27 protein-coding genes and 1 pseudogene are annotated in these 25,908 nt (G+C 62.8%); 4 read left to right on the forward strand and 24 right to left on the reverse strand.

Translation table 11 applies throughout. The features are described 5' to 3' along the window. Window positions 1-7: 7 nt before the first annotated feature. Window positions 8-1,273, reverse strand: a complete 1,266-nt coding sequence (locus ACFWXH_RS22875; protein ID WP_379123625.1) for an ATP-binding protein — start codon at window positions 1,271-1,273, stop codon at window positions 8-10. A 199-nt stretch (window positions 1,274-1,472) separates the two neighbouring features. Here ACFWXH_RS22875 and ppk2 point away from each other — a divergent pair, with 199 nt between their 5' ends. Both ppk2 and ACFWXH_RS22885 read left to right on the forward strand, forming a co-directional pair. Next, on the forward strand, window positions 1,473-2,384 hold the full coding sequence (gene ppk2, locus ACFWXH_RS22880; protein ID WP_379123626.1) for a polyphosphate kinase 2: 912 nt from the start codon (window positions 1,473-1,475) through the stop codon (window positions 2,382-2,384). A 189-nt stretch (window positions 2,385-2,573) separates the two neighbouring features. After that, a complete protein-coding gene (locus ACFWXH_RS22885) occupies window positions 2,574-3,329 on the forward strand; it encodes a transporter substrate-binding domain-containing protein (RefSeq protein ID WP_379123829.1) in 756 nt (251 codons plus the stop codon). Between the two features lie 61 nt (window positions 3,330-3,390). Here ACFWXH_RS22885 and ACFWXH_RS22890 read toward each other — a convergent pair whose 3' ends face one another. The 15 genes and pseudogenes from ACFWXH_RS22890 to ACFWXH_RS22960 all read right to left on the reverse strand — a co-directional run bounded on the left by ACFWXH_RS22890 (window position 3,391) and on the right by ACFWXH_RS22960 (window position 15,513). After that, window positions 3,391-4,263, reverse strand: a complete 873-nt coding sequence (locus tag ACFWXH_RS22890; protein ID WP_379123627.1) for a glyoxalase superfamily protein — start codon at window positions 4,261-4,263, stop codon at window positions 3,391-3,393. Window positions 4,264-4,449: 186 nt separating this feature from the next. After that, window positions 4,450-4,863: a tellurite resistance TerB family protein gene (locus ACFWXH_RS22895; RefSeq protein WP_379123628.1), complete on the reverse strand. Its 414-nt coding sequence runs from the start codon at window positions 4,861-4,863 to the stop codon at window positions 4,450-4,452. 201 nt (window positions 4,864-5,064) lie between these two features. Then, window positions 5,065-5,277, reverse strand: a complete 213-nt coding sequence (locus tag ACFWXH_RS22900) for a hypothetical protein (protein ID WP_379123629.1) — start codon at window positions 5,275-5,277, stop codon at window positions 5,065-5,067. 78 nt (window positions 5,278-5,355) lie between these two features. Further along, window positions 5,356-7,725, reverse strand: coding sequence for an FdhF/YdeP family oxidoreductase (locus ACFWXH_RS22905; RefSeq protein ID WP_379123630.1), 2,370 nt, complete (start codon window positions 7,723-7,725; stop codon window positions 5,356-5,358). A 47-nt stretch (window positions 7,726-7,772) separates the two neighbouring features. Then, entirely contained in the window at window positions 7,773-8,702 is a 930-nt protein-coding gene (locus ACFWXH_RS22910; RefSeq protein ID WP_379123631.1) for a Dyp-type peroxidase, read from the reverse strand. A 117-nt stretch (window positions 8,703-8,819) separates the two neighbouring features. Next, window positions 8,820-9,020 carry a hypothetical protein gene (locus tag ACFWXH_RS22915; protein ID WP_379123632.1) on the reverse strand — a complete coding sequence of 67 codons (201 nt, stop codon included), beginning with the start codon at window positions 9,018-9,020 and terminating at the stop codon, window positions 8,820-8,822. A gap of 23 nt (window positions 9,021-9,043) precedes the next feature. Then, a complete protein-coding gene (locus ACFWXH_RS22920) occupies window positions 9,044-9,451 on the reverse strand; it encodes a hypothetical protein (protein WP_379123633.1) in 408 nt (135 codons plus the stop codon). A 67-nt stretch (window positions 9,452-9,518) separates the two neighbouring features. Further along, window positions 9,519-10,559 (reverse strand): DMT family transporter, encoded by a 1,041-nt coding sequence (locus ACFWXH_RS22925; RefSeq protein WP_379123634.1) that lies wholly within the window; start codon window positions 10,557-10,559, stop codon window positions 9,519-9,521. A gap of 311 nt (window positions 10,560-10,870) precedes the next feature. Beyond that, complete coding sequence (arsK, locus tag ACFWXH_RS22930) at window positions 10,871-12,043, reverse strand: arsenite efflux MFS transporter ArsK (RefSeq protein ID WP_379123830.1); 1,173 nt, start codon at window positions 12,041-12,043, stop codon at window positions 10,871-10,873. Then, entirely contained in the window at window positions 12,043-12,726 is a 684-nt protein-coding gene (gene arsH / locus ACFWXH_RS22935) for an arsenical resistance protein ArsH (protein ID WP_379123831.1), read from the reverse strand. The genes arsK and arsH overlap by 1 nt, the downstream gene beginning before the upstream one ends. Before the next feature lie 20 nt (window positions 12,727-12,746). Beyond that, a complete protein-coding gene (arsC, locus tag ACFWXH_RS22940) occupies window positions 12,747-13,163 on the reverse strand; it encodes an arsenate reductase (glutaredoxin) (protein ID WP_379123636.1) in 417 nt (138 codons plus the stop codon). After that, a complete protein-coding gene (gene arsB / locus ACFWXH_RS22945; RefSeq protein WP_379123637.1) occupies window positions 13,163-14,221 on the reverse strand; it encodes an ACR3 family arsenite efflux transporter in 1,059 nt (352 codons plus the stop codon). The genes arsC and arsB overlap by 1 nt, the downstream gene beginning before the upstream one ends. Window positions 14,222-14,224: 3 nt before the next feature. Next, window positions 14,225-14,683 (reverse strand): arsenic resistance N-acetyltransferase ArsN2, encoded by a 459-nt coding sequence (gene arsN2, locus ACFWXH_RS22950; protein WP_379123832.1) that lies wholly within the window; start codon window positions 14,681-14,683, stop codon window positions 14,225-14,227. Continuing rightward, window positions 14,660-15,163 (reverse strand): annotated as a pseudogene (locus ACFWXH_RS22955) (arsenate reductase ArsC); the annotation flags it as partial. The gene arsN2 and the pseudogene ACFWXH_RS22955, both read right to left, overlap by 24 nt. Next, a complete protein-coding gene (locus ACFWXH_RS22960; protein ID WP_379123638.1) occupies window positions 15,160-15,513 on the reverse strand; it encodes an ArsR/SmtB family transcription factor in 354 nt (117 codons plus the stop codon). The gene ACFWXH_RS22960 and the pseudogene ACFWXH_RS22955, both read right to left, overlap by 4 nt. 42 nt (window positions 15,514-15,555) lie before the next feature. On the opposite strand from ACFWXH_RS22960, the gene ACFWXH_RS22965 reads away from it, so the two are divergent. Then, on the forward strand, window positions 15,556-16,080 hold the full coding sequence (locus tag ACFWXH_RS22965; protein WP_379123639.1) for a DUF6428 family protein: 525 nt from the start codon (window positions 15,556-15,558) through the stop codon (window positions 16,078-16,080). 272 nt (window positions 16,081-16,352) lie between these two features. Next, window positions 16,353-18,005, forward strand: coding sequence for a lysine--tRNA ligase (locus ACFWXH_RS22970; protein WP_379123640.1), 1,653 nt, complete (start codon window positions 16,353-16,355; stop codon window positions 18,003-18,005). Here the strand turns inward: ACFWXH_RS22970 and ACFWXH_RS22975 are convergent. The 8 genes from ACFWXH_RS22975 to ACFWXH_RS23010 all read right to left on the reverse strand — a co-directional run bounded on the left by ACFWXH_RS22975 (window position 17,968) and on the right by ACFWXH_RS23010 (window position 25,891). Beyond that, entirely contained in the window at window positions 17,968-18,963 is a 996-nt protein-coding gene (locus tag ACFWXH_RS22975; protein ID WP_379123641.1) for a thermonuclease family protein, read from the reverse strand. The genes ACFWXH_RS22970 and ACFWXH_RS22975 overlap by 38 nt on opposite strands. A gap of 9 nt (window positions 18,964-18,972) precedes the next feature. After that, the gene (locus ACFWXH_RS22980; protein ID WP_379123642.1) at window positions 18,973-19,611 is read right to left on the reverse strand and encodes a S24 family peptidase; all 639 of its coding nucleotides are present in this window, start codon (window positions 19,609-19,611) and stop codon (window positions 18,973-18,975) included. Window positions 19,612-19,722: 111 nt separating this feature from the next. Next, window positions 19,723-20,136 carry a type II toxin-antitoxin system VapC family toxin gene (locus tag ACFWXH_RS22985; protein ID WP_379123643.1) on the reverse strand — a complete coding sequence of 138 codons (414 nt, stop codon included), beginning with the start codon at window positions 20,134-20,136 and terminating at the stop codon, window positions 19,723-19,725. Next, window positions 20,133-20,381, reverse strand: coding sequence for a type II toxin-antitoxin system VapB family antitoxin (locus tag ACFWXH_RS22990; protein WP_379123644.1), 249 nt, complete (start codon window positions 20,379-20,381; stop codon window positions 20,133-20,135). The genes ACFWXH_RS22985 and ACFWXH_RS22990 overlap by 4 nt, the downstream gene beginning before the upstream one ends. Before the next feature lie 141 nt (window positions 20,382-20,522). Further along, window positions 20,523-21,083, reverse strand: coding sequence for a thioesterase family protein (locus ACFWXH_RS22995; protein WP_379123645.1), 561 nt, complete (start codon window positions 21,081-21,083; stop codon window positions 20,523-20,525). 153 nt (window positions 21,084-21,236) lie between these two features. Continuing rightward, entirely contained in the window at window positions 21,237-23,456 is a 2,220-nt protein-coding gene (locus ACFWXH_RS23000; protein WP_379123646.1) for a 3-hydroxyacyl-CoA dehydrogenase NAD-binding domain-containing protein, read from the reverse strand. 22 nt (window positions 23,457-23,478) lie between these two features. Beyond that, the gene (locus tag ACFWXH_RS23005; RefSeq protein WP_379123647.1) at window positions 23,479-24,687 is read right to left on the reverse strand and encodes an acetyl-CoA C-acetyltransferase; all 1,209 of its coding nucleotides are present in this window, start codon (window positions 24,685-24,687) and stop codon (window positions 23,479-23,481) included. Window positions 24,688-24,718: 31 nt separating this feature from the next. Then, window positions 24,719-25,891 (reverse strand): acyl-CoA dehydrogenase family protein, encoded by a 1,173-nt coding sequence (locus ACFWXH_RS23010; RefSeq protein WP_379123648.1) that lies wholly within the window; start codon window positions 25,889-25,891, stop codon window positions 24,719-24,721. Window positions 25,892-25,908: the final 17 nt, after the last annotated feature.

Genomic DNA, 25,908 nt, shown 5'->3' on the forward strand with positions numbered 1-25,908 from the left:
CCGAAATCTAGTTTGCTGGCAAATGAACAGTGAATGCAGCCCCGTTTCCCAGTTCCGAACGGATCGACATGCGCGCGTGATGGCGGGTCAGGATGTGCTTGACAATGGAAAGACCGAGGCCGGTTCCCTTCTGAGCGCGGCTGGTCTCGACATCGACACGGTAGAAGCGCTCGGTGATGCGGGGAATATGTTCCTCCGCGATGCCGGGGCCGAAATCCCGGATGGTGACATCGACAGTCGGCTCGGGGCCAGCTTGGCTGCGTGCCACGCTCACCGCGACGCGGCCGCCGGCCTGGCCATATTTGCAGGCGTTCTCCAAAAGGTTCTCGAACACCTGGAACAGCTCGTCACGGTCGCCCGGAACATCGAGCGGTCCTTCGGCGAAATCGCGCTCGACGACGAGGTTGCTGTCGCGGGCCAGGGGGCTGAGGGAATCGATGACGCTCTCCAGCGTCTGGCGCAAGTCGACCCGCGCGCCTGATTTGAGATAGGGTTTCATCTCCAGCCGCGACAACGACAGCAGATCGTCGATCAGCCGAGCCATGCGGCTGGTCTGGTTCTGCATGATCTGCAGGAACTGTTCGCGCGCGGCGGCATCGTTGCGGGCCGGTCCCCGCAAGGTCTCGATGAAGCCTGAGATCGAGGCGAGCGGCGTGCGCAGCTCGTGGCTGGCATTGGCGATGAAGTCGGCACGCATGCGGTCGATGCGACGTGCCTCGCTCTGGTCCTTGAAGACCAGAACGAACAGTTCGGTGCCGTGGCCAACAGAGGAGGCGCTGACCCGGTAGACTCGCTCGACAGGAAGCTTCTCGAGGTAATCGAGCGCGTCGGAGGCGACCCTGCCCGAGACAACGCTGTCGAGCAGCGCCTGCATCTCCGGCGCCCGGAATTTCAGCGGCAGCGACAGGCCGGGCGACATGCCGCCGAAAGCGACAAAGGCGGCGGCATTGGCATGCACGACCGTGGTGTTGCGGTCGAAGATGATGAGCGGATCGGCGACGGCCGCGGCAAGGTATTCGCCGGAAAGGCGCTGCAGGCCCGCGGCATCCACTTCCCCCGCCTTCTCGGCGATGCGGACCGCGCGAGGCTTGGCGCTAAAAAGCGCTGCAAACAGAAGCAGGACGGCCAACGGCAAGGCCCAGGCCCGGCCCGGCCCGAAGCCATAGGCGACCAGCACGGCGGCAAGACCCGCCAGGAGATACCAGCGCGCCTCCCACAGCCTGGCCGGCAAGCTCGTCCCGGAACGGCGATCCTCACCCGTAACGTCGCTCATATGCACTCCAATCCATCCGGGCGGCCTACCGCAATTTCAGGAAAAGTGTGTGACGTTTTTCCGTCCGGAATTGCGTAACAAAGAATAGAGCGTTTCGGCGTTTTCGTGAAAAACGGAAACGCTCTCGTGCCAACTTCGCGCTGGACCCCTTTACTGGCTCCCCATAGCATGAGTTTGAAAGTTGGAGAGGTTCGTATCGATGAAAAAAGACAAGCCTGCCGTCCCGGTCGCCGGCATTCCGATCCCGGAACCGTTGAGGATCCTGGTCAACGGCAAGGAACGCATCTTCGACATCGATGCGCCGGAGCTGCCGGTATGGATCGAAGAGAACAAGCTGTCGGCGGGCGGCTATCCGTATGACAAGAAGCTGAAGAGCGAAGAATTTGACGAAACGCTGGAGCAATTGCAGATCGAGCTGGTGAAGGCGCAGGCGTGGCTGCAGGCAACGGGCCACAGGGTGATGGCGCTGTTCGAAGGACGCGACGCCGCCGGCAAGGGCGGCACGATTTTCGCGCTGCACCAGTTCCTCAACCCGCGCAGTGCCCACAACGTGGCATTGACCAAGCCGACCGAAACCGAAACCGGACAATGGTACTTCCAGCGCTACGTCAACCATTTCCCGACAGCCGGCGCGCTCGTGTCGTTCGACCGCTCCTGGTACAACCGCGCCGGCGTCGAGCCGGTGATGGGTTTCTGCACGCCCGAGCAGCACGAGAACTTCCTCGACGAGGTGCCGCATTTCGAGAAGATGATCGTCAATGACGGCATCCATTTCTTCAAGATCTGGCTCGACATCGGCCGCGAGACGCAACTTGCACGGTTCCATGACCGCCGCCACAGCCCGCTGAAGAACTGGAAGTTCTCGCCCATCGACATCGCCGGCCTGAACAAATGGGATGACTACACCAAGGCCCGCGACGAGATGGTCAAGCGCACGCACTCCAAGCATGCGCCCTGGATCATCGTGCGCGCCAACGACAAACGCCGCGCGCGCCTCGCCGTCATCCGCCGCATTCTGCTCACCCTGCCATACGAGGGCCGCGATCTCGATGTCATCGGCAAGGAAGACAAGAAGATCATTGGGGAAGGGTTGGGGTTTATGAAGAAATAGGGATTAGGGCAGTCAGGGGATAGGACACCGTGCGCATGTGCTGTGTCCTCACGCTCCACTGCCTTACACCCCTATTCCCCTACTGCCCTTAACAGGAGTTCCAACTTGACATTGCGCTGGCTGACCCTGGCACTTCTGGCAACGCTGATTTGCGGCACAGCCGCACGCGCGGCGGAGCCGCAGCCGCCGATGCTTTGGGACGGCAACGAGCGGCTGCCGAAGCCGGACCTTGCGCAACTGCCGCGCCTGCGCTTCCTGACCACCACCGATTTTCCGCCATTCAACTTCCTGGACAGCGCCGGAAAGCTTTCGGGCTTCCATGTCGATCTCGCACGGGCCATCTGCGCCGAGCTTGCCATTGCCGACAAATGCCAGATCCAGGCGCTGCCCTGGGCGGAGCTCGACGGCGCGCTGGCCAAGGACGAAGGCGAAGCGATCATGGCCGGCGTTGCAGTGACGCAGGAAAACCGGGAGAAATACGCATTCTCGCGCTCCTACCTGCAGTTTCCGGCACGCTTCGTCATGCCGAAGGCCAAGGCGGCGAGCGAACCGCTCTACGAGAAGCTCAAGGGCAAGCGCGTCGGCGTCGTGGCAAGCTCGGCGCATGAACGCATGCTGCGCGACGACTTCCCGATGGTGACGGCCGCCCCATATCCGACCGAGGAGGCCCTGTTCGCCGACGTCAAGGCCGGCAAGGTCGATGCGGGCTTCGGCGACGGCATGCGCTTCGGCTTCTGGCTGGCTGGGACGGATGCGGCCGACTGCTGCCGCTTCGCCGGCGGACCTTATCTCGCGCCGGAATATCTCGGCACCGGCCTGGCGATCGCGGTCAAGCCGGACAACAAGGACCTCACCGCCGCGCTCGACTATGCGCTGCAGCAGATCGCGCTGAAGGGCACCTTCGCCGAACTCTATCTGCGCTATTTCCCGGTGAGCTTCTACTGATCGATCGGAGCGTTGGATCGGGCTCCGATCGATGTCCCCAGCCATCGTTTCCGGGCATGGATTATCCGCCGGACGACACCCAGCTTCTGACGATCTTGCCATCGTCATCGAGCCCGATGCTCCAGCGGAACAGGCGGTTCTGGTGTTCGGCGTGGAAGATGTCGTCGCCGGCATCGGTGACACCGACAAATCGAATGGACTTGATACCGCCCTTCGTGCCGATCAGCTGCTGGAGACCGCTCAGTTGCTCGCGCGTGGCTTGAGCCAACTCGTCTCCCATTTCGCCATAGTTCGGATGGCCCGACACGATCCCGTCGATGAGGCGGCGTAGCGCATCCCCCGATCCGGCCTGTGGTCTGTTGTCTTTGATACGCTCCTCGAGTGCGGCAACCGCGCGATCCGCTACCGCCTTGTCGATGCGTTTCCAGGGCATCTCAAGGCCGTTCTGGTGGAGGATCAGTTCAGTCACCCGGCCACCGGCATCCTTCACAAAGCTGATCTGGGCCTGGACGACTGTGGCGAAGAATTTCGTTTCGCTTTCCGGGTAGATCTCCACCGGACCCTGGCCGGTGATCTGGGAAAGATATCGTCCGTCCTCGCGATAAATCTTGAACCGAATGCCGGGATGCTGCTCGTAATATCCTGCGAATTCATCGAAGCGCCTGGGGTCGAAGGGGACGGCGACCCGGGGAACGGCCTGTTCCGCCAGCTTTCGGCCGCGCTCATCGACCGGAACCTCCGGTTCGGTGGTATTGCCATTGCGCGATGGCTCGCGCTCACCCTGCAGTTTGGCCGACAGGGTGTTCCAGTCGGAAAATCCGAGCATCTTCGAAACCAGTTCCAGGCTTTCGCCGTGGCTTATGGCGATTGCCTTCGATCCCAAAGCGCCCCGCAGGGTCTGGGCCATGGATTTTGCATCGTGATAGTCACGCATGGAGACGTCCTTTGCATGAGCGAACCAAGGTCGTCAGGTGGTTGCGTTGCTGACTTGGTCGCTCGGGCAAAGGAAATGCCACTGAGGCGCGATACGTTCACCGTACCCTGGCGGGTGCAACCAGCAGGTCGTATCAACCTTCACTCAAGCTGAGCCGTGGCGGCCACTGTGTCAAGCCATCGAGGCCTACGTCAGCATACGATGCCTTGCCTTGGCCGAACGCTCGATGGCCGCGACCGTCAGCGTGTCGAGGTCGAGCGCGCGACGGATCAGCTGCAGCACGCGCACCTCTTCCATTCGCATTTCGAGATCGACGGCGGCGACCTCGAAGGCCGCCGCATAGGCGGTGTCATGGAGCCGTTCCGGCAAGGCCTTGGCCGCCTTGGTGAGCACGCCGTCGAGCCCATCCTTCTCATGCAGCAATTTCTGGCATTTCTGTGCGATCGCTACCAGCTTGCCGCGGTTGAAGTCCTCGAAGACCGGCCATGAGGAGACCACGTCGCCAATCCGCGCCAGCTCCACATCGGTCATGTCGCGGTCGGAAGCCGAGGTGATCACCATCAGGTGGATCAGGGCTTCGTGCGGGTTGAGGCCTGGCATCGTGTCTCCGTTTGGTTGCGGTGAGCAATTCCAGGAAAAGCGTGCAGCGGTTTTCCTGGAATTGCGTAGAAACAAGGGGGTAGAGCGTTTCCGTGAAAAACGGAAACGCTCCAGGACGGTTCGAAGCTAGGAATGAAGGAAGGCGGCAACAAGGAGAGATGCCCGAAAACATTGGCCTGGAGCAGCATCTTCGGCTCTGCGTCACGGATGCCAGCTATCCTCTCCCTGGCCGTCGCGAAAGAGCACGCCTTCAGGGGAGCCGGGACCGTCCATGACCGGGCGCTTCATCGTGGCAAGGCTGCCCTTCGGCGGCTTGTTGCCGGCCGCATCCATGGAGAACTTCAGATTGGGATCGTCCGGCGCGCGACCCACGGCCGTCATGGCAGGATTGGACCAGCGATACGTCTCAGCCATAATATCCTCCTCAGGAAATCGCTTGCGGAGCCTGCCGGAAATTCGAGCCGCTACCGGCTTCCGTGAAGGCGTACAAAGTCATTCGCGACGGACTTCACCCGGAAACCTGTTTCCCATAACCCCTGCCTTTTCGACAACCAGATCAGCCTCGCGGACCCCTTCCGTCGCGCGAATGCGGACAGGGATCGACTTGTAGGCCGGTGTGCGGCTTTCCGGATCGTGGTGACCGAGGGCCACGAGCGACTGCGCTTCGGGGTAGTAGGCGCCACAACATCCGTCGGGCAGGTTGTATTCGACAAGCGTGAGCCCGCGAACGATGCGATGGTCGCCGGCATGGTCGAGCGCGGTGAGGATGTCGACGACGTCACCCTCCTCGAAACCGAGGCGCTGCAGTTCATGCGCGTTGATGAAAAGCACGTCGCGGCGTCCGAAGACGCCACGGTAGCGATCATCGAGCGCATAGACCGTGGTGTTGAACTGATCATGGGATCGCAGCGTGGTCAGGTTCAACACCGTTGGATCGGTGGCTGCAACATCTTCCTGGAGACTGGGGGCGACCAGGAAATTGGCCTTGCCCGTATCGGTCTTCCACACACGCTGTGCGGCCGCATTGGGCAGGTTGAACCCGCCCGGAACCCCTACCCTGGCATTGTAGTCGTGGAAGTCGGGGAAAACGGCTTCGATCTTGTCCCTGATCAGATCATAGTCGGCGGCCATCGCGTCCCAGTCCACCGCGCCTTTCCCGTTCAGGGTCGCCTTGGCGATCCGCGACACGATCCAGGGTTCCGATCTGACGTTCTCGCCAGGCGGCTTGATAAAGCCGCGCGAGGCATGAACCATCGACATGGAATCCTCCACCGTCACGAATTGCTGGCCGCTCGCCTGCGCATCGATATCGGTGCGGCCGAGACATGGCAGGATGAAGCTCCTGCGGCCAACCAGCAGATGCGTGCGGTTGAGCTTGGTGGTGATGTGGGCGGAAAGGTCGAGGCTGCGGAATGCCTCGGCGCAGGCTTGCGGGTCTGAAGAGGCGATGGCGAGGTTGCCGCCCAGGCAGATCACCGCCTTGGCGGAACCATCACGCATAGCCGCGATGGCATCGATGACCGAATGTCCATGCGCCCGTGGCGGCTCGAAATCGAACACCTGCCCCAATCGATCGAGAAAGGCCTCGCCGGGACGTTCCCATATGCCGACGGTTCGATCGCCCTGGACATTGCTGTGTCCGCGCAGCGGGCAGAGTCCCGCGCCGGGCTTGCCGATGTTGCCTTTCAGGAGCAGGAGATTGACGAGCTGCTGGACGTTGCTGGTACCGGTCCTGTGCTGGGTGATGCCCATGCCATAGCAGATGATGGTGGCTTTCGATTTCGCATAGGCATCCGCCACGCTCTCCAGGTCTGCCCTGGAAAGGCCGCTGGCCCTCTCGATTTCCGCCCAGCTTGTCGTTGCCACGTCATCGGCAAAGGCATTGAAGCCCCATGTATGCTCGTCGAGGAAGCTGTAGTCGAAAATCGGCTGCAGCCCGGCCGGCTGGGTCGCCTGGTCCATCGCCAGCAGCGCCTTGCAGATACCCTTGATCGCCGCGGTGTCGCCGCCGACCTTGACCTGGAAATAGGTGCTGGCGATCGGGGTCGATGTCATCGTCACCATCTCGACGACCGACTGCGGCGACTCGAACCTTTCCAGGGCCCGTTCCCTGAGCGGGTTGAAGACGATGATCTTGGCGCCCCGCTTCTTCACCTGCCGCAAGGCGGCCATCATGCGTGGATGGTTGGTGCCCGGATTATGACCGAAGGACAGGATCAGGTCGGCATGATCGAAATCCTCCAGGCTGACCGTGCCCTTGCCGACGCCGATGGACTTCGGCAAGCCGACGGAAGTCGCTTCGTGACACATGTTGGAGCAGTCGGGAAAATTGTTGGTGCCGTAGAGCCGGACGAACAACTGGTAGAGAAACGCCGCTTCGTTGGAGGCACGGCCGGATGTATAGAACTCGGCCTGGTCGGGATGGTCGAGTGCATTCAGCCCAGTGCCGATCTCGGCGATCGCCTCGTCCCAGCCGACTGCCTCATAGTGATCGGTACCGGGATTGTAGCGCAGCGGCTCGGTAATGCGGCCCTGATCCTCCAGCCAGTAGTCGGATTTCTTCCAGAGATCGCGGACGCTGTGTTGCTTGAAGAAATCCGGGCCGATGGTCTTGGTGGTCGCTTCCCAGGCAACGGCCTTGGCGCCGTTCTCGCAGAATTCGAAAGACGCGGTGTGTTTGGGATCGGGCCAGGCACAGCTTGGACAATCGAAGCCGTCAGGCTTGTTCTGGCTCATCAGCGCGCGTGCCCCACGCGCGACCACCTGCTGGTCCTTGAGGGCGAGAGCGACCGCTTTCAACGCTCCCCAGCCACCGGCTGGCCCCTTGTAGTCGGCAATGCCTTCAGGACGTTTTTTCGTCATCGAGAGCCTCCTCCTGCAACCGTCCCATGCGGTTTTGCTTTCAGTGCCTACGAACCGACATCCTCCAGGAATGATGCCGAGGGCACGAAGAACAGCGAACCGGTGACCGCGCGGCTGAAATCGAGCAGCCGGTCATAATTGCCGGGCGGCGAACCGACGAACATGTTCTCGAGCATCCGCTCGATCCTGTGCGGGGAACGCGCATAGCCGATGAAGTAGGTGCCGAACTCGCCCTTGCCGACATCGCCGAACGGCATGTTGTCGCGGACGATTTCGAGCTCCTCGCCATTCTCGGTGATCGATGTCAGCACGTTGTGCGCATAGGGTTTCTTCACGGCGTCGGGCTGCTCGATATCGGAAAGCTTGTAGCGGCCGACGATGTTCTCCTGTTCCTCGACGGGAACCGTGTTCCAGCTCTTCAGGTCGTGCAGGTATTTCTGCACGATGACGTAACTGCCCCCGGCGAAATCGCCGTCCTCCTGGCCGATGATCGCCGCGTCGATCGCCGCATCGTCCACCGGGTTCTCCGTGCCATCGACGAACCCGATCAGGTCGCGGTCGTCGAAATAATTGAAGCCGTGCACCTCATCGACCGCGATCACCGCGCCGTCGAGCCGCGACATGATCTGGCTCGCCAGTTCGAAACACAGGTCCATGCGCGTGGCGCGGATGTGAAACAGGATATCGCCCGGCGTTGAGACCGCGTGGTGCTTGCCCCGGATCTCGCGGAAAGGATGCAGTTCCTTCGGCCGTGGCAGCCCGAAAAGCTGATCCCACGCGCTGGACCCAAACGCCATGACACAGGACAGGCGCCCCTCCAGGTCGCGGAAGCCGACGGCGCGCAAAAGAGAAGCCAGGTCGCCGCACAGCGCGCGCACGGATGCTTCGTTTTCCGGTCCGGGGTTCACGTTCACGACCAGAAAGATCGCGGCACGCGTGAGGCTGGCAACAACAGGCTGGCTCTTTATGGATGGCACCTGAAACTCCCGGGATAACAACGATCTGGTATGTCCGCTCGGCAGAGGTTTTCGCGCTGATACAACCACGAAAGACTCTTTCTGGTCATTTGAAAACTGTCGCGTCCCGGATCCTGTCTAGCCATCCCCCAGTTCCTGGAAGGCATGCCCATCGGCTTCGACCTGTTTCAGGATTTCGGGGGACAGTTCATTCTGTCCGACCGTGCCGTCCAGGCTCCACTGGCCGGCATCCAGGAGATCAGGCAGTCCGGCACCCTTGCGGACATAGATCCCCAGCGTGGGCTTTTCCGTATTGGTGTAGAAATCGAACTCCTGCATCGCACGACACTCCTTGGGTTGAGTTAGCCGGCAAGACCGCTGAAAGACGCCTTGAGGCTTGCCATGATCATTTCGGCCGCGATCGCGGCAAGTATCATTCCCATCAGACGTTTGGTGATCGCCGTCACGTTCGGGGACAGGTAGTGTCCGATGAAAGGCGCGAAGAACAAGGCGGCGACCGACAAGAGGAGGAACGCGGCAAGGCCGACCGTGGCATCTTCCTCGCATAGCCGCACCACATCCTGCCCACGATAGGGCAACGACGCAACGTCAAAACGCGACCGACGCCGAATGGCCGCCAGCGTCATGTCAGATCGCCGAAACGATCGCTCTGCGCGCAGGACTTGCCGGAATCGCCAGGCGCCATTTTGCATGGTTCCGCACCACTTCAACGATCCCTGCAGCGTGCCGAAGGCTTCGGCATACCTCATGAAGCGCCTCGACCAACCCGCAGTCAGCGCCGCGGCACCAGTCGAGGCAGTTCAGGATCGGCTGCGGCTACCGAATTCGCCGCCTGGACGCAAAAGCATTCCATAGCCCGAGCCGATGGCTTGTCCGCTCATCGATTTCGTTCGCCTGTTCACAGCTTATGCCGAGATCGTCGAGTTGGTGATCGTCGAGTGTGGATAGCGGAACATCCTGTTGCGGGGAACGTCGCTGTGCGGTCATGGGTATGTCGGTTCTACGCCGCAGGACAGTCACCGCCGCCCCGACGATCAGGACGGCACCCAGCCATTGCGACAGGGCAAGACGCTCGCCCAGGAATAAAAACGATCCCATCACTCCGAACACTGGAATGAGATTGAAGAAGGAGCCCGCGACGCTTGCGGCCATCGACCGGAGTGCGTGCAGATAGAACCAATAGGCGAGCGCGTAGTAGAGAAACCCCGAAAGAATGATCGTGGCAACGTCCCGGAAAGGGATGGTCGCGATGTTCGGCACGCCAACGAAACGCAGTTCGAACGGCCAGATCGCGAGCACCCAACCGAGTGCAACGCTCTGCTGCACGGCGACCGTGAAAAGCGGGTCGGCGTCGAGATTGCGTGCCAGGATCGTGTAGATCGCACAGCACAGAACGCCAGCCAGGATCAGAACCGAACCCGAACCGATCGCGGCAGAACCGCCCCAAAGCCCGCTGACCAGCAAGACACCGCAGGTTGCAAGGGCAACGAGACCGACGAGCTGCCGATCTATCCGTTCCTTTAGAAAAGCCCAGGCAAGACCAAGAATGAGGATCGGTTCGAAGGCCCAGAGCAAGGTAGCGACACTGGCAGAGGTTTCGGCAAGGCCGAACATGCTGAGCGTATAGGCCCATCCGGGATTCAAAAGACCGAGCAGCGCAATTGCAGGCAGCAGGCGGCCTGAGGGAACCGGTGACCTGGCGAGAACGACCGCGAGCCACAATACGATGACGCTCGGCGTCAATTGAAAGACCAGGATGGTGACAGGGGAAAACGACGAGAGCAGTGTTTTGCTGAGGATCGTGCCGAGTGCCCAACACAGGCACGCGCTGACGATCGCCGCACGCGACGAGAACATGGTAACCTCCAGGAAAAAGGTTCAAACGGTGGTTGAAGGACGTCGAGCGGCGCATCGCCCCGAAAATCGAAATCGATTTTCGGACAGCACGATGCGCAGTTTGAAAGTGCTAGAGCGTCCTTTGCGCGTCCAAACGGACGCGCGGCGCTCTAGGCGTCGTCATCACACCGATCGTAGGAGGGCCTTCTCTGGGGGCGCATGTTCACCGGCGCTTTCACCTGCCGTGTCGTTGCAGTCGTCGCAAATCGATTGCGTTCAATCGAGAGACGGACTTCCTTATATCACGCTGGCGTTTGCCGACATACCGTCTCCTAAACCCGTTGGATCATCAGGAATGCCAGAACGGCAAGAACGCCCGCGGTGATGGCTGCGGCGAGGGACGGGATGACACCGATCCAAATCATGCCGAACGCCAGGGCAAAAGGCGCGGTTGCCGAGACGACAAGACGCGCGGCATTGACCTTGCCCTGCAGCCGGCCATAGCCCTCGCTGCCGAACAGATGGAGCGGCAGGGTGCCCGAGACGATGCTGAGCAGCCCGTTGCCCAGCCCGAACAGGATGGCGAAAGCCATGGCGCCGGCAACCGACGGCGCCGTCGCGGCCAGCACGACGACCCCCAAAGGCATCAACGTCGCGGCGATGACCGCCAGCACCACCGGCGACAGGTTGCGGCCGAACCCCATGTTGATCAGGCGGCTTACCACCTGCGACGGGCCGAACAGCGTTCCGATGAATGCCGCCGAAGCGCCGAGGCCGAGGCCGGAAAGCAGCGGAACCATGTGCACCAGGATTGCCGCGCCGACCAGCGACTGTAGTGCGAAGCCCGCGACCATCAGGGCAAAGCCCCTCCGCTTGCTGCCATCCGGCAATCGTCCCAGGACCGGGACAGGTGCCGCGGACGAGCCAGCCCGGCTGCGCGCCAGGCCTGCCGACAGCCAGCCGTGCAGCGGCAGACAGACGACCAGATTGAGCGCGGCGAAAACCAGATAGACTTCCTGCCAGCTCAGCAGGCGATGCAGCGCGCTCGTGACCGGCCAGAAAATGGTCGAAGCAAAGCCGCCGATCAAGGTGAGATAGGTGATGCTGCGGGCCGCGACATGGGGCTGCAACTGCACGAGAAGCGCAAAGGCCGCGCCATACTGGACAAGGTTCGAGGCGAGTTCCAGGGCAATCAATGCCGCAACGAAGACGGCTCCGTTGGGTGCGGCCGCGCAGGCAGCCAGCGCGGCTGCCGCCAGCAGCGAGCCAGCCGTCATCATGCGTCCGGCACCATGCCGGTCGATCAACCGTCCGAACCAGGGCGCGGCAAGCCCGCCGACCAGCAACGCAACCGACAGCGCGCCGAACACCCATTCCTTCGACCAGCCGAGATCGACCGCCATGTCGGGCGCAAGAATGCTGAAAGAATAATAGAGCGTGCCATAGGCGACGATCTGGGTGACCCCCAACGCCGCCACGGCGGCGAGCGGCGTCTGCCTCGCCATCATTGCGAGGCGCGGCCCACGCGCTCGTCCAGACGCGCGACGCTCTCCTTGCGCTCGCTGTAGCGGTCGGTGAGGTGGGCGGAGATGCCGCGCGTCAAAAGCGTGAACTTCATCAGCTCTTCCATGACATCGACCACGCGGTCGTAATAGGAGGATGGGCGCATCCTGCCAGCCTCGTCGAACTCCTGCCAAGCCCTGGCCACCGAAGACTGGTTGGGAATGGTGATCATGCGCATCCAGCGTCCGAGAATGCGCATCTGGTTGACTGCGTTGAAGGACTGCGAACCGCCGCTAACCTGCATCAACGCCAGCGTGCGCCCCTGTGTCGGACGCACGGCGCCGCCGGGAAGCGGGATCCAGTCGATCTGCGCCTTCATCACAGCGCTCATCGCTCCGTGCCGCTCGGGACTGGACCAAACCTGCCCCTCAGACCACAGCATGGCCTCACGCAGTTCCCGAACCTTCGGATGGTCGGCTGGCGCATCGTCCGGCAGCGGCATGCCGTCGGCGTGGAAGACGCGTGTCTCCGCACCCATGGCATCGAGAAGACGCTGCGCTTCCAATGCCAGAAGGCGGCTGTAGGAGCGCTCCCGCAGCGACCCGTAGAGCAGCAGGATACGCGGCTTATGGGCCGGAAACGCCGCGCCCAGGGCTTTCGCGTCCGGCAACCGGAAAGCGCTCATGTCGAGATTGTGCAGTGACACTACCGGGCAGCCTCTGGATCGTGCCGCACCACTTCGCCGTCTTCTTTGGTGAAGGTGGCAACGGGGTTGTCAAGCAGCTCGAGCACGGCTTCGGACGGCCGGCAAAGCCGCGTGCCTTTCGATGTCTCTACGATCGGACGATTGATCAGGATCGGATACGTCATCATGAAGTCCACCAGTTCGTCATCCGACCATTTGCCGTCGGCCAGACCGAGCTCGCCATAGGGCGTCCCCTTCTCGCGCAGCAGCTGCCTTGGCGTGATCCGCATGGCAGCCATCAAGTCCACCAGCCGCTGCCGCGATGGCGGCTCGACAAGGTACTCGATGACGACAGGGTCCTCGCCGCTGGCCCTGATCATCGCCAGGGTGTTGCGGGACGTGCCGCAGTCCGGATTGTGATAAATGGTGACAGTCATCATGCCTCTCCGGTTTCTGCGGCAGATACAGGCTTCAGGCCGCGTTCGTACCAGGGCTTCGAACGGTTCACGATCCACACGACCGAGAGCATCACCGGCACCTCGACCAGCACGCCAACCACGGTGGCGAGCGCTGCACCCGAGTGGAAACCGAACAGGCTGATAGCGGCGGCAACCGCCAGCTCGAAGAAGTTGGAAGCGCCGATCAGCGCCGAGGGACCGGCCACGCAATGCTGTTCGCCGCTGATGCGGTTGAGCAGATAGGCAAGCCCGGCATTGAAATAGACCTGGATCAGGATCGGCACGGCCAGCAAGGCAATGACCAGCGGCTGGGCGATGATCTGCTCGCCCTGGAAGCCGAACAGCAGCACCAGCGTTGCCAGAAGTGCAACGAGAGACAGCGGCTGCAGGGTTCCAAGCAACCGGTCGAGCGCCGGCTGGCCGCCGCTGGCCAGCAGACGCCGACGCACGAACTGGGCTGCGATGACCGGGATGACGATGTAGAGCACGACGGAAAGCACCAGCGTGCCCCATGGCACGGTGATTGCCGAAAGGCCGAGCAGCAGGCCGACGACCGGCGCGAAGGCGACGACCATGATGGCATCGTTCAAGGCGACCTGCGACAGCGTGAAATGCGGCTCGCCTTTGGTCAGGTTCGACCAGACGAAGACCATGGCCGTGCATGGCGCGGCCGCCAGGATGATCAGGCCGGCAATGTAGGAATCGATCTGACCGACCGGCAGATAGGGCCGGAACAGCCAGCCGATGAACAGCCAGCCCAACAGCGCCATCGAGAACGGCTTGACCGCCCAGTTGATGAACAGCGTAACCCCGATACCGCGCCAGTGGCGGCCAACTTCGCCAAGGGCTGCGAAATCGATCTTCAACAGCATCGGCACGACCATCAGCCAGATCAGTGCCGCCACCGGCAGATTGACCCTGGCGATCTCGGCCGCGCCGACGAGTTGGAACAGGCCGGGGAAGAGGTGGCCGAGCAGCACGCCGGCAACGATGCACAGGCCGACCCACAGCGTCAGGTAACGTTCGAATGTGGTCATCGATCAGGCCGCCAGCGTCTTTTCGAGTACGATCGCGGTCTGCGGGCAAAGCGCGGAAGCCTGCCGGGTGGCAAGGATCGTTTGAGGAACCACCGCGCGATCTATCCTATGGAAGCCGAATTCCTCGAAGAACGGGGCCGCGCTCGTGGTCAGCAGATAGGCGCGGCGGGCGCCGTCCAGACGCGCGCGTTCCAACAGGACCTCGGTTGCCGTCTCGCCGACGCCCTGCCCTCGATGCCCCTGCAACACGACGATCGAACGCAACAGGGCATCTTCGCCATGCAGTTCATAGCCACCGAAGGCGACCCTGGTGCCGCCGCGCGATAGGCTGAAGAAGCTGCGCCCCGGCTCTTCCAGGTCGTCGACTGGCAGGTCGGCGTCGACGAGTGCGGCCCGGAACTCCCGATCCGAACCGTCTATGGCTTCGAGCGCCAGTTGCGTCGCCCCCTCGCCCGATCCGATGCGCCTGAGATGGCGCTGCATGGCCAGATCATCGATCGAGGCGTACGGCAGGTTGAGGAAGGCGTCGATGCGGTTCTTCATGTAGCGCGCGGCGGTGGAGAAGGCGCGTTCCTTGTCGATGTCGGAACCTTCGACGGCGGCCGGGTCCTCGATGCCCCAATGCGCCGTCATCGGATTGCCCGGCCAGACCGGGCACGCTTCACCCGCTGCGCTGTCGCAGACGGTGAAGACGAAGTCCATCTCCGGCGCACCAGGTGCCGCAAACTCGTCCCAGCTCTTGGAGCGGAAACCGTCGGTCGGATAGTCCAGTGCCTCGAGCACCTTGAGCGCGAAGGGGTTGACATCACCCTTCGGCTGGCTGCCAGCCGAATAGGCTTTGAAGCGGCCGGCGCCTTCCTTGTTCAGGATGCTTTCCGCCAGGATCGAGCGGGCGGAATTGCCGGTGCACAGAAACAGTACGTTGTAGACGTGATCACTCATTGAACAATGTCCTTGGACGGGGTGCAGCAAGCCGCGGCGGTGACGACAGGGGCGCAAACTTCCGGATGTCCGCCGCAGCAATCCTCCATCAGGAAACGGATCAGGCCGCTCAGGGCATCGTATTCGGCGCTGTAGATGATCGAGCGCGCATCGCGCCTTGCCGTGGCAAGGCCTGCCCGCTCCAGTTCTTTCAGGTGGAACGACACGTTGGAGGCCGACACTTCGGCCTTCTCGGCGATGGCGCCGGCGGCAATGCCGTCAGGACCGGCGACGACCAGCATGCGCAGGATGCGCAACCTGGTTTCCTGCGACAAGGCTCCGAATGCCGCGAGGGCTTGACGTTCATCCATATTTCAATAATCCTAAAAGTATCAAAATGAGGATTAGCGCAGATGAACGCACTTGGCAATATCCATGTTCCGGCGGCGGCAATGGCCGATGACATCACGATCGGTGAATTGCTGGAGGCGCTTGGCCATCATCCGTCCAGCCGCCTCACCTTCCGCCATGACGGCCGGCCGCTGCGCAAGGGTTACCACGTGACGGAAGTGAAGGCCGGGGACTTCGCCGGCCTCGACTGCGGCGCCAATCCGGAAGCCTGGACGGAAATCTTCGTGCAGCTTTGGGATGTCGACGACGCGCCGGAGCAGATGACGGCCGGGAAATTCGCCGCCATCATCGGCAAGGTCGCCGACCACCTCTCGCTCGACAGGACGGCCAGGCTGACCTTCGAGGTGAGCGACGGCATCCAGCCGATGCAGCTGCACCGCGCTGCCACCCCTTCGATGGTCGCCGATGAGATCGTCGTCGAGCTGTCGCCACGTCCGGCAAGCTGCAAGCCACGCGACCGCTGGCTAGCGGAGCAGCAGGCAACGAGTTCCTGCTGCGCGCCAGAAAATTCGCAATGCTGCCGGTAACGAGGCACACGTCATCTCTCCTTGGGAAAATCTCCCTTATTGGGCAGGGCATCGTGTGTGGAGCGCATCGATCGCCGCAGGCCGTGCAGGATCGAACGCCTCCTTGGAATACCCTCAACCCAAGGGAAAAAGCCCGAAATCGTTGACGCACCGATGCGTCACGGAGCACCTTGCGCATGATCTGGGTCCGAAAAGCCTTCAACTTTTCGGGATCATGCTCTAGAGCATGCCGTCCGGCACCGTGGCCGGGCTTGTTTTTCAGGGCATCCGTTATGGCCATATCCAATTCGATCGATCTCAATCCCGAACTGCTTGCCGCCGCCGTCGAGAGCAAAGCCTGGCCGTTCGAGGAAGCGAAAAAGATCGTCGAACGCTACAAAGGCCGCGATTTCCCCGAGACCGTGCTGTTCGAGACCGGCTACGGCCCGTCCGGCCTGCCGCATATCGGCACCTTCGGCGAGGTGGCGCGCACGACCATGGTGCGCCATGCCTTCCACGTGCTGACGAAGGGCGAGGTGAAGACCAAGCTGCTCTGCTTCTCCGACGACATGGACGGCATGCGCAAGATCCCGGAAAACGTGCCGGACCGCGCCGCGCTCGAGCCTTATCTGCAGATGCCGCTCACCGTCGTGCCGAACCCGTTCGGCGGCGATTACAAGAGCTTCGGCGACCACAACAACACGATGCTGCGGCGTTTCCTCGACACGTTCGGCTTCGACTACGAATTCGCCAGCGCGACGGAGTACTACAAGTCGGGCCGCTTCGACGAGATGCTGCTGCGCGCTGCCGAGAAGTACGACGCCATCATGAAGGTGATGCTGCCGACGCTGGGCGAAGAACGCCAGGCGACCTACAGCCCCTTCCTGCCGATCTCGCCGAAGTCCGGCCGCGTGCTCTACGTGCCGATGAAGCATGTCGACGCCAAGGCCGGCACCGTCACATTCAACGACGAGGACGGCACCGAGACGACGCTGCCGGTGACCGGCGGCAAGGTGAAGATGCAATGGAAGCCGGATTTCGGCATGCGCTGGGCAGCCCTCGGCGTCGATTTCGAGATGTTCGGCAAGGACCACCAGACCAATGCCGTGGTCTACGACAAGATCTGCAACATCCTCGGCGGCCGCGCGCCGGAGCATTTCGTCTACGAACTGTTCCTCGACGAGAACGGCCAGAAGATTTCCAAGTCGAAGGGCAACGGCCTGACCATCGACGAGTGGTTGACCTTCGCGCCGACCGAGAGCCTCGGCCTCTACATGTATCAGCGGCCAAGGCAGGCCAAGAAGCTCTATTTCGACGTCATCCCGAAGGCGGTGGACGAATATTATTCCTTCCTTTCGGCCTATCCGCGCCAGGAGTGGAAGGAGCGGCTCGGCAACCCGGTCTGGCACATGCATGACGGCCACCCGCCGGCCATCGACCTGCCGGTCTCGTTCGCGCTGCTGCTCAACCTGGTCAGCGCCTCGAACGCCCAGAACAAGGACGTGCTGTGGGGCTTCATATCGCGCCACGCGCAGGGTGTGACGCCGGCCACGCATCCCGAGCTCGACAAGCTGACCGGCTACGCGATCCGCTATTTCGACGATTTCGTGAAGCCGACCAAGGTCTACCGCGCCCCCGACGACGTCGAGCGCGAGGCGCTTGCCAAGCTTTCGGATGCGCTGGCCGCGCTGCCTGCCGGCGCCAATGGCGAAGCGATCCAGAACAGCGCGCTCAACGTGGCGCGCAAGATCGAGCGCTATCAGGACCACAACAAGCAGAGCCCGGAAGGCGGGCCCGGCGTATCGGTCGCCTTTTTCCAGATGATCTACCAGGTGCTGATCGGCCAGGAACGCGGCCCGCGCTTCGGCTCCTTCGCCGAACTCTACGGCATAACCGAGACGCGCGCGCTCATTGCCCAGGCGCTGGAGGGAAAACTCGCAGCGTAGGATCACCGCCGGGTATCTGGCCCGGCCCCGTTGGCTGCTGATTGTTCGGCGCCGCCGGGGCGCGGAGGCCGGAACTGTCGATGATGGAACTCGGCACCGCTTCGGGCGCGGAAACAGGCGGCGGGGCTGGCGGCAGGCCCGCCATTTCCGGCGCCTTGCCGAAGATGCCCTTTTTCTCGGTCTTGGCCTTTTCGCCCGCCTCCGCGTAAGGGCCGCCGGCAACCGGTCGCGCCCAGCCGTTGGAAACCAGCCACTGGCCGACATCGACCTTGCCGATGCGGCAGGAAGCCGAGATCAGGTCCCGCCCGCCTTCCGGAGGCACGACGCAATTCACGGCGCGATGGCCGATGAAGGCGCGGAAGGCCGAGCGCGCCCTGACACCGCAAGGCCATGACTTGCCGGCTTCATCCGTGCAGGTCTCGTCTTCAGGCATGACATCGACGCCCGAAACCGCAACCGAATAGCCCTTGGCCTCGATGCGGCCTGCGGCAGGCGCCACGGGCTGGTAGAGCGGCGTGCCCTTCCATTCGTCCGGCATCGCCTGCTTGGCCGGCTTGGCCAGCGAAAGCTTGCTCAGCGGCGCGCGCGGCTCGATGCGCTGCAAGGCCCCGGGGTCACCTGGCGGCGGTGCCATCATCGGATCGATCGCGCGTGAGGCCGCCTGCGCTTGCTGCTGGATGGTTTGCGCCGTCGGCGCGGCTTGCTGGGGCTGCGAGGGGTCCGGCTGCGGAGCGGTTTGGGTCTGGCCCGACTGCTGCTCCGGCGTAGCAGCGGCATCGCCGTCGGTTCCGGTCTGCTCGTCGACAGCCGGAGGATCGCCCACCATGTCCAGCGTCGGCACGTCTTCGTCGGATATCTCGACCTTGGCACTTTCCGTGGCGATACGGCCTCCCGCGACGATGGCTGCGGCGGAAGCACCGAGCACCAGCACGGCAAGCACTGCGGGGAGCGGTCTCACGCCGCCATCCTACTGGCTTGCCCAGACGATGCGGGCCACCCATTCCACTTCCACCATCTGAAGGTCGCGGTTGGGGTGATCCGGATTGAGCGAGAGCAGCGAGATGCTGCGCGCCGTCTGGCGCTCCAGCACCTTGGCCATGACTTCGCCGGAACCGGTCTTGACGACGACGCGGTCGCCCCGGCGCACGGCGGCACCCGGCTCCACGATCAAAACATCGCCATTGCGGTAAAGCGGCAGCATCGAATCGCCCTGGACCTTCAAGGCGTAAGCCGTATCGGTGGATTGCGCCGGCAATTCGACCAGATCCCAGCCTTGCCCGACAGGAAAGCCGGCATCGTCGAAATAGCCACCGGCGCCGGCCTGCGCGAAACCGACCAGGGGCACCGCGGCGCCAGAACCGTGCGGGCGCGCCTGCCTGTCCTGGATCAGTCCCATGAATTCATCCAGCGTCGCGCCCGTCGCTTCCATGATCTTGGCCAGCGATTCGGTCGAGGGCCAGCGCGGGCGTCCGTCGGACGACTGCCGCTTCGACTTGTTGAAGGCCGTGGAGTCGAGGCCGGCGCGCCTGGCGAGCCCGGAGGCCGACAGCGAATAGCGCTCCGCCAGGGCATCTATCGCGGCCCAGACACGATCATGCGAGAGCACGGCTCGCTCCCTTCGAACAGGAAAAAATACCTTTTCCACTTCTAACCATGGCATCCGGCCCTGTCCAGACGAATGCCACAATCGCCGACAAACAAGCGCGCCGAACGTTCCTCAAAAGGCCCATGGCGAAATAAGTTCGAGTCCCGTCGTTTCGAAATCCTTGAGATTGCGGGTCGCCAGACGGCCACCATTCAAGCGGGCAATGGCGGCCACCATGCCATCCGGCGCTGTCATTGGCCGGCCCTGCAATACGGCTTCGCCCATGATCTCGCCATAGGCCAAAGCTGCCTCCTCCGTCAGTCCGAAGATTCGACCTGCAAAACGGCGGCGCCATTCCAATAGGCCTTGTTCCAGCCGATCCGCTCTCTGGTCCGGCCGTATCTTGCGGATGCCAAAGGCAATTTCGGCAATGGTGACGGTCGGCAATGCAATCTCCGCATCGTGGCGGGTCAGCCAGGCAACAACAGCCGGGTCGGGTGCCTTGCGCAGCGTTTCCGAAACCACATTGGTGTCGAGGAAGATCAAAGGTCCGGCCCGGTATGCGGCTTGCGATCTTCGCGGATCACCGCGTCCAGATCGATATCAGCGCCATGATCCGAAGCCAATCGCGCATAGAAGGCTGATGCAGGTTCGCGGCCTGCCTCGCGGACTTCATAAGCTTCAAGAGCGCGTTCGACGATGTCGGCGATCGACCGGCGCTCCCGTCGGGCAAGCCGATGGGCGAGATCGCGGGCTTTCGCGCTGCGTACGGAAAGCTGTGGTTCTGCCATGAGCGCCTCCTGCTCTTGTTTTGAAGAGAGAATATAGCGCAGGAAATCCTGCCATCAAGATGGCTAGAGATGGCTAGGTGACAGCAGGCAGCCGACAGTAGGCAGTAGGCAAATCTGGGAATGGGGGAATAGGGCAATTGTTTACTGCCTACTGCCGACTGCCTCACCCTTCGCCGCCGCGCGCAGGCCCTGGTGCGAGGCCATGAAGGCTCTCTCGGCTTCGGTCGGGGCACGCGGAGTCGCGTCGTAGCCAAGCGCGTTGACCAATTCCTGGATGTCGACGAAATGCCGGGCCTTGCGGTCGTAGACGCCGGCGGTGGTTTTCATCAGGGCGGCGGTCTCGCCGTTTTCCAGCACGAAACGGTGCGCGCCGAGCACCTGGGTGCCGTCCCAGGTTTCGATCGACGACCTCACCTCGAAATTGCGCCACAGCTTGATCTCGCGCACATAGACGGTCTGCAGCCCGCCCAGCATCGGCGCCCAGCCGCGTTTGCGGGCCAGCGCGATCAGGCCGGCGCGGATGAAGATGTCGATGCGGCCGAGATCGGCCAGCATCATGTAGCGTGCATTGTTGAGATGGATGTTGAAGTCGATGTCGGTCGGCAGACACCGGAAAGTGAGCCGGCTTTCATCTCCGACACGGTAAGCGCCGCGCGACTTCGCCGTCAGCGCCATGCGCGCAAAACGTGCCCAGACATACATGCTGTTACTCTCTTCCTTCTCCCCGTTCACGGGGAGAAGGTGGCCCGAAGGGACGGATGAGGGCTTCCCCAAAACCGCAGGACGGGTGCAGCCCCTCACCTGCCTGCCGGCATCCTCTCCCCGTGAACGGGGAGAGGAGAAAGCTGTTCCCGCTTACGCCGCTGCCTTGACCTCGCCCTTCGCGTAGGGATCGAAGCGCTGGTAGAAGGTCTCGCCTTTCTCGGCCATGTCGAGAAGCAGCTTCGGCGCCTTGAACTGCGCGCCGTACTTCTTCTGCAGGCCCTTGGCGATCTTCACGAAAGCCTTGGCGCCGATGCCGTCGATGTAGGAGAGCGCACCGCCCGTATAAGGAGCGAAGCCGAAAGCCAGGATCGAGCCGACATCCGCTTCGCGCGGGTCGGTGACGATGCCTTCTTCCATGACGCGGGCCGCTTCGAGCGCGATGGTGACCAGCAGGCGCTGCTGCACCTCCTTATAGTCGACCTTGTCGGGATCGAGCTGCGGGTAGAGGTCCTTCAGGCCCGGCCACAGCTTCTTCTTGGCCGGCTTCGGCGGATAGTCGTAGAAGCCCTTGGCATTCTTGCGGCCGAGGCGCTCGTGCTTGTCGACCAACGTGTTGATCAGCGCGAACTGGTCCTTGTCGACGGCCTTCTCGCCGAGGTCGCGGATGGTCTGCTTCATGATCTTCTGGGCGAGGTCGATCGCCGTCTCGTCGGTCAGCGCCAGCGGGCCGACCGGCATGCCGGCTGCCTTGGCGGCGTTCTCGATCATCGGTGCCGGGATGCCTTCGATCAGCATCTGGAAGGCTTCCGACATGTAGCGCAGCACGCAGCGGTTGACGTAGAAGCCGCGCGTGTCGTTGACGACGATCGGCGTCTTCTTGATGGCCCGCACATAGTCGATCGCGGTGGCGATCGCCTTGTCGCCGGTCTTCTTGCCGAGGATGATCTCGACCAGCATCATCTTGTCGACCGGCGAGAAGAAGTGCAGGCCGATGAAGTTCTTCGGCCGCGACGCGTTCTTGGCCAGCGCCGTGATCGGGATGGTCGAAGTGTTGGAAGCGAAAATCGCCGACGACTTCAGCACGGCCTCGGCCTTCTCGGTGGCGGCCTTCTTGACTTCCGAATCCTCGAACACCGCCTCGATGACGAGATCGCAGCCGTTGAGATCGGCATAGTCCGCCGTCGGGGTAATCAGCGACAGCAGCTTTTCCTTCTCATCGGGCTTCGCGCGGCCCTTCTTGACCTGCTCGGAGATCAGAGTGTCGGAATGCGCCTTGCCCTTCTCGGCCGACGGCAGATCGCGGTCGAGCAGCACGACCGGGATGCCGGCCTTGGCGGTGACATAGGCGATGCCGGCGCCCATGAAGCCGGCGCCCAGGACGCCGATCTTCTTGAATTTGCTTTCCGGGATGCCTTCGGGGCGCCGGGCGCCCTTGTTGAGCTCCTGCAACGACACGAACAGCGAGCGGATCATCGCCGCCGCTTCCTTGGTCTGCAGGATCTCGGTGAAGTAGCGGGTCTCGATCTTCAGCGCGGTGTCGAAAGGCACCAGCAGGCCTTCATAGACGCATTTCAGGATCGCCATGGCGGCCGGATAGTTGCCATAGGTCTCGCGGCGCAGGATGGCGATGGCCGGCGGCCACAGGTTCGCACCGGCAACCGAATAGACCGGACCGCCGGGCAGCTTGAAGCCCTTCTCGTCCCAAGGCGCCACCGGCTTCAGGCCGTTGCGGATCATCGCCTTGGCCGTCTCGACCAGCTTGGCCGGCTCGGCGATCTCATGCACCAGCCCCATGGCCTTGGCCTTCTGCGCGGTCAGGTTCCTGCCGGAGGTCAGCATCTCCAGCGCGCCTTGCGTGTCGGTCAGCCTGGGCACGCGCTGCGTGCCGCCGGCGCCCGGAAAGATACCGACCTTCACTTCGGGGAGCGCCATCTTGACCTTGTCGGAATCGGCTGCGACGCGGCCATGGCAGGCCAGCGACATCTCGAAGGCGCCGCCCATGCAGGTGCCGTTGATGGCCGACACCCACGGCTTGCCGCAGGTTTCCAGCTTGCGGAACAGGCCGGTCATGAAGCCGACATTCGTAAACAGCGTCTGGGTGGCCTTTTCCTGATCCTTCACCTTCTCCTTGGCGAAGAGGCCCAGCATCTGCTGCAGCATGGTCAGGTCAGCGCCGCCGGAGAAGCTCTCCTTGCCCGAGGTGATGACAGCGCCCTTGACCGCGGCGTCGGCCACGACCTGGTCGATGATGGCGTTCAACTCACGCATCACCTCTTCGGTGAACACGTTCATGGAACGGCCGGGCATGTCCCAGGTGACGAGCGCAATGCCGTCGCCGTCGATGTCGACCAAAAAGTTCTTGTAGCTCATTGTCTTCTCCTTCCGGCCGAAATCAGACGCGCTCGATGATCGTGGCGGTGCCCATGCCGGCGCCGATGCACAGCGTCACCAGGGCGGTGTTGAGATTGCGGCGCTCGAGCTCGTCGAGCACGGTGCCGAACACCATGGCGCCGGTGGCGCCGAGCGGATGGCCCATGGCAATGGCGCCGCCATTGACGTTGATCTTGTCGTGCGGGATGTCGAAGGCCTGCATGTAGCGCAGCACGACGGAAGCGAAGGCCTCGTTGAGCTCGAACAGGTCGATGTCCGACAGCTTCATCTTGGCGCGCTTCAACAGCTTCTCGGTGACGTCGACCGGGCCGGTCAGCATGATCGCCGGCTCCGAGCCGATGTTGGCGAAGGCGCGGATGCGGGCACGCGGCTTGAGGCCCATCGCCTTGCCACCCTTCTTGGAGCCGAGCAGCACGGCGGCGGCACCGTCGACGATGCCGGACGAGTTGCCGGCATGGTGGACGTGGCTGACCTCTTCCAGCTCCGGATAACGCTGCACGGCAACCGCGTCGAAGCCGCCCATTTCGCCGGGCATGACGAAGGACGGATTCAGCGAGGCCAGCGACTGCATGTCGGTGGTGGGTCGCATGTGCTCGTCATGATCGAGGATGGTCAGGCCGTTCTGGTCCTTGATCGGCACGACCGAATTCTTGAAGTAACCCTTTTCCCAGGCATGAGCGGCGCGCTTCTGGCTCTCCACCGCATAGGCATCGACGTCGTCTCGGCTGAAGCCGTATTTGGTGGCGATCAGGTCGGCCGAGATACCCTGCGGCACGAACCAGCCGGGGAAGCCGACCGAAGGATCCATGAACCAGGCGCCGCCCGAGGCCCCCATGCCGACGCGGCTCATCGATTCCACGCCGCCGGCGATGACGATGTCGTCGGCGCCCTGCGCGATCTTGGCGGCGCCCAGATTGATGGCGTCGAGGCCGCTGGCGCAGAAGCGCGACAGCTGCATGCCGGGCGCCTTGGTGTTGTAGCCCGCCTCGAAGGCGGCGGCGCGCGGGATCACCGAGCCGGCCTCGCCGACCGGGTCGACGCAGCCGAAGATGATGTCGTCGACCGCACCGGTGTCGAGCTCGTTGCGGTTGCGCAGCGCTTCCAGCACCTTGGCGCCGAGACGCACCGCCGGCACCTCGTGCAGGGATCCGTCCTTCTTGCCCCTGCCGCGCGGCGTGCGCACGGCGTCATAGACATAAGCGTCGGCCATATTCGTGCTCCTTGCTATTTGGACCGGCTGCTCAGAGCGAGCGGCCGATCAACATCTTCATGATCTCGTTGGTGCCGCCGTAGATGCGCTGCACGCGGGCATCGCGATACATGCGGGCGATCGGGTATTCGTTCATGTAGCCATAGCCGCCATGCAGCTGGAGGCATTCGTCGACGACCTTGCACTGCAGGTCGGAGAGCCAGTACTTGGCCATCGAGGCGGTGACCGGATCAAGCCCGCCATTGAGATGGCGCTTGACGCAGTCATTGTAGAAGACGCGGCCGATGGTGGCTTCGGTCTTCAGTTCGGCCAGCTTGAACTGGGTGTTCTGGAATTCCACCACGGCCTTGCCGAAGGCCTTGCGGTCCTTGACATAGTCGACGGTGACGGCGAGCGCGCGCTCGATCATGCCGATGGCCTGGGCGCCAATCAGCAGGCGCTCCTGCGGCAATTGCTGCATCAGCTGCACGAAGCCCTGGCCTTCCTCATGGCCAAGCAGATTGGCCGTCGGCACGCGCACGTCGTTGAAGAACAGCTCCGAGGTGTCGTTGGCCTTGAGGCCGATCTTGTCGAGGTTGCGGCCGCGCGTGAAACCCTCGACCTCGTCGGTCTCGACGACGATCAGCGAGGTGCCCTTGGCGCCCTTGGTCGGATCGGTCTTGGTGACGACGATGATGAGATTGGCGTTCTGGCCATTGGTGATGAAGGTCTTGGAACCGTTGATCCGGTACTGGTTGCCATCCTTCTCGGCCCGCGTCTTGATGCCCTGCAGGTCGGAGCCGGCGCCGGGCTCGGTCATGGCGATGGCGCCGATCAGCTCGCCGGTCGCCATCTTCGGCAGCCACTTCTTCTTCTGCTCTTCCGAGCCGTAATGCAGGATGTAAGGGGCGACGATGGCGTTGTGCAGCGCGATGCCGAAACCGTCGACACCGACATGGCCGAGCGCCTCGGCAATCACGCTTTCATGCGCGTAGGTGCCACCCGAGCCGCCATATTCTTCCGGCATCGAGGCGCAGAGCAGGCCGGCGGCTCCGGCCTTTTCCCAGGCGGAACGGTCGACGATCTCGTTCTTCTCGTATTCGTCGTAATGCGGCGCGATCTCTTCCGAGAGGAAGCGGGTCGACATGTCGTAGAGCATGGCAACTTCGTCGCCAGCCCAGCCGGCTCTCGGCAAGGACAGGATGTCGGCGGGGTTGGTGGTCATCGGCTGGCTCCTTCGTT

The sequence above is a fragment of the Mesorhizobium sp. NPDC059054 genome, assembly GCF_042739215.1.
Taxonomy (GTDB): domain Bacteria; phylum Pseudomonadota; class Alphaproteobacteria; order Rhizobiales; family Rhizobiaceae; genus Mesorhizobium.

Excerpts from the sequence above, each read along its gene's own strand:
- ppk2 (WP_379123626.1), top strand. The coding sequence starts at position 1,473 with ATGAAAAAAGACAAGCCTGCCGTCCCGGTCGCCGGCATTCCGATCCCG.
- ACFWXH_RS23005 (WP_379123647.1), bottom strand. The coding sequence starts at position 24,687 with ATGGCCGACGCTTATGTCTATGACGCCGTGCGCACGCCGCGCGGCAGG.
- ACFWXH_RS22995 (WP_379123645.1), bottom strand. The coding sequence starts at position 21,083 with ATGTATGTCTGGGCACGTTTTGCGCGCATGGCGCTGACGGCGAAGTCG.
- ACFWXH_RS22920 (WP_379123633.1), bottom strand. The coding sequence starts at position 9,451 with ATGAGGTATGCCGAAGCCTTCGGCACGCTGCAGGGATCGTTGAAGTGG.
- ACFWXH_RS22965 (WP_379123639.1), top strand. The coding sequence starts at position 15,556 with ATGAACGCACTTGGCAATATCCATGTTCCGGCGGCGGCAATGGCCGAT.
- arsB (WP_379123637.1), bottom strand. The coding sequence starts at position 14,221 with ATGACCACATTCGAACGTTACCTGACGCTGTGGGTCGGCCTGTGCATC.
- ACFWXH_RS23010 (WP_379123648.1), bottom strand. The coding sequence starts at position 25,891 with ATGACCACCAACCCCGCCGACATCCTGTCCTTGCCGAGAGCCGGCTGG.
- ACFWXH_RS22885 (WP_379123829.1), top strand. The coding sequence starts at position 2,574 with ATGCTTTGGGACGGCAACGAGCGGCTGCCGAAGCCGGACCTTGCGCAA.
- ACFWXH_RS22990 (WP_379123644.1), bottom strand. The coding sequence starts at position 20,381 with ATGGCAGAACCACAGCTTTCCGTACGCAGCGCGAAAGCCCGCGATCTC.
- arsC (WP_379123636.1), bottom strand. The coding sequence starts at position 13,163 with ATGACTGTCACCATTTATCACAATCCGGACTGCGGCACGTCCCGCAAC.
- arsK (WP_379123830.1), bottom strand. The coding sequence starts at position 12,043 with ATGGCGAGGCAGACGCCGCTCGCCGCCGTGGCGGCGTTGGGGGTCACC.
- ACFWXH_RS22960 (WP_379123638.1), bottom strand. The coding sequence starts at position 15,513 with ATGGATGAACGTCAAGCCCTCGCGGCATTCGGAGCCTTGTCGCAGGAA.
- ACFWXH_RS22890 (WP_379123627.1), bottom strand. The coding sequence starts at position 4,263 with ATGCGTGACTATCACGATGCAAAATCCATGGCCCAGACCCTGCGGGGC.
- ACFWXH_RS22900 (WP_379123629.1), bottom strand. The coding sequence starts at position 5,277 with ATGGCTGAGACGTATCGCTGGTCCAATCCTGCCATGACGGCCGTGGGT.
- arsH (WP_379123831.1), bottom strand. The coding sequence starts at position 12,726 with ATGAGCGCTTTCCGGTTGCCGGACGCGAAAGCCCTGGGCGCGGCGTTT.
- ACFWXH_RS23000 (WP_379123646.1), bottom strand. The coding sequence starts at position 23,456 with ATGAGCTACAAGAACTTTTTGGTCGACATCGACGGCGACGGCATTGCG.
- ACFWXH_RS22895 (WP_379123628.1), bottom strand. The coding sequence starts at position 4,863 with ATGCCAGGCCTCAACCCGCACGAAGCCCTGATCCACCTGATGGTGATC.
- ACFWXH_RS22905 (WP_379123630.1), bottom strand. The coding sequence starts at position 7,725 with ATGACGAAAAAACGTCCTGAAGGCATTGCCGACTACAAGGGGCCAGCC.
- ACFWXH_RS22925 (WP_379123634.1), bottom strand. The coding sequence starts at position 10,559 with ATGTTCTCGTCGCGTGCGGCGATCGTCAGCGCGTGCCTGTGTTGGGCA.
- ACFWXH_RS22875 (WP_379123625.1), bottom strand. The coding sequence starts at position 1,273 with ATGAGCGACGTTACGGGTGAGGATCGCCGTTCCGGGACGAGCTTGCCG.
- ACFWXH_RS22915 (WP_379123632.1), bottom strand. The coding sequence starts at position 9,020 with ATGCAGGAGTTCGATTTCTACACCAATACGGAAAAGCCCACGCTGGGG.
- ACFWXH_RS22970 (WP_379123640.1), top strand. The coding sequence starts at position 16,353 with ATGGCCATATCCAATTCGATCGATCTCAATCCCGAACTGCTTGCCGCC.